Origin of the sequence: Streptomyces coryli (assembly GCF_011044975.1) — a bacterium.
GTDB lineage: Bacteria > Actinomycetota > Actinomycetes > Streptomycetales > Streptomycetaceae > Streptomyces > Streptomyces coryli.
The window spans coordinates 1-1,540 of sequence record NZ_JAAKZV010000516.1 but is presented as its reverse complement, the minus strand read 5'-3'; the positions used below and the strand labels follow the sequence as shown (position 1 = coordinate 1,540).

The 1,540-nt window shown below is 74.5% G+C and carries 3 protein-coding genes; 1 reads left to right on the top strand and 2 read right to left on the bottom strand.

Going from position 1 to position 1,540, the window contains the following annotated elements:
- Positions 1–189, top strand: a 189-nt coding sequence (locus G5C51_RS41870) for a VOC family protein (protein WP_276617717.1), incomplete at its 5' end; no start/stop codon positions are given.
- Here G5C51_RS41870 and G5C51_RS41865 read toward each other — a convergent pair.
- Together G5C51_RS41865 and G5C51_RS41860 are read right to left on the bottom strand one after the other, a co-directional pair.
- The gene (locus G5C51_RS41865) at positions 137–829 is read right to left on the bottom strand and encodes a cytochrome b/b6 domain-containing protein (RefSeq protein WP_165246155.1); all 693 of its coding nucleotides are present in this window, start codon (positions 827–829) and stop codon (positions 137–139) included. The genes G5C51_RS41870 and G5C51_RS41865 overlap by 53 nt on opposite strands.
- Positions 813–1,523: a molybdopterin-dependent oxidoreductase gene (locus tag G5C51_RS41860; protein WP_165246153.1), complete on the bottom strand. Its 711-nt coding sequence runs from the start codon at positions 1,521–1,523 to the stop codon at positions 813–815. Before G5C51_RS41860 ends, G5C51_RS41865 begins: the two co-directional genes overlap by 17 nt.
- Between the last annotated feature and the right edge of the window lie 17 nt (positions 1,524–1,540).

Here is a 1,540-nt window from a genome sequence, read left to right as displayed (position 1 = left end):
CCGCCGCGCTGGCCGGACCCGGCCCACCCGCAGCAGGCCCACCTGGACGTCTCGGTTACGGACCTCCCGGCGGCCCGCGCCGCGTCGGAGGCGCTGGGCGCGACGCACCTGCACACCAACCCGGCCGGCTGGACGGTCATGGCCGATCCGGCGGGCCACCCGTTCTGCCTGCTGCCTCGCCGTCGCTGACCGCCGCCCGGCCGTCGCCGGCCGCTGCCTCACCGTCGCCCGCCGACTCCCACAGCGGATGCTCGCGCCGCGCCCACCCCGCGTCCACCCGCCCGGTCCGCATCCCCCGCCGCGCCTCCGGGTCGGACAGCGCGAGCCATACGTGCCCGGCCACCGCGAGCCCAAGCCCCAGGGACAGCCAGTCGTGCACAAAGGTGGCCCCGGTCCGCCACCGCAGCCCGGCCAGGTCGGTGAACCACATCAGCACCCCGGTCCCGAGCATCACCAGCCCTGCCCCGGCCACCCACGCCGCGTAGACCTTCTGCCCGGCGTTGAACTTCCCCGCCTCCCGCCCCTCCGGCCGCCGCCGCAGCGCCGCCCGCAGCCACCGCCCGTCGTGCGGCCCGAAGCGGTTCAGCCGCCGCAGATCCGCCCGGAAGGCGCGGGAGACCAGACCCGCCAGCACGGGCACCGGCAGCAGAATCCCGCTCCACTCATGGACGAGCACCACCACCCGCCGCCGCCCGGCGAGCTCCGCCAGCTGCGGCACGTACAGGACCGCCGCCGTGAAGATGCACACGCCCATCAGCACCGCGGTGCTCCGGTGCACCCACCGCTCGGCGGCACTGAAGCGCCGTACCCGCTCAGGTCGTTGGAGCATCGTCGCGCCCGTTGGACCGCCCCACCCAGGCGTCGATGTCGTACCCGCGCCGCTCCCAGTAGCCCGGCACGACCTCGTCCGTCAGCTCGATGCCGGACAGCCACTTCGCGGATTTGTAGAAGTACATCGGCGCCACATACAGCCGCACCGGACCCCCGTGCGCGTGCGGCAGCGCCTTGTCCTGCATGCGCAGGCAGACGAGCACATCGTCCCGCCGCGCCTGCGCCAGCGTCAGGCTCTCGGTGTACGTACCGTCGAAGCAGACGAACCGCACGGCCTTGGCCCGCCCCCGCACCCCCGCGTCGTCGAGAATGCGGGACAGCCGCACGCCCTCGAAGGGCGTCTTGAGCACCCGCCACCCGGTCACGCACTGCACATCCCGCACGATCCGGGTCTGCGGCAGCGCCCGCAGCTCGTCGAGCGTGTACGAGGCCTTCCGCCGCACCAGCCCGCCGACCGTCAGCCGGTAGTCGTCCGCCCCGCGCCGCGGCACCCGGGTGGCGACCGAGTAGTACCGGAACCCGCCCCCATTGGGCAGCAGCCCGCTCACCCCGGTGGGATCCTTGTCCGCCACGGCCCCGAGCCCCCGCTCGACCTGCCGCTGCAGAAACGGCGCCGCGACCACCGCCCCGGCACCCAGCCCCACCGCGCCGAGGACGATCCGTCGTCCTACGGGCGCACCCCGACCATCCATGCCCTCGATTCGAGCAC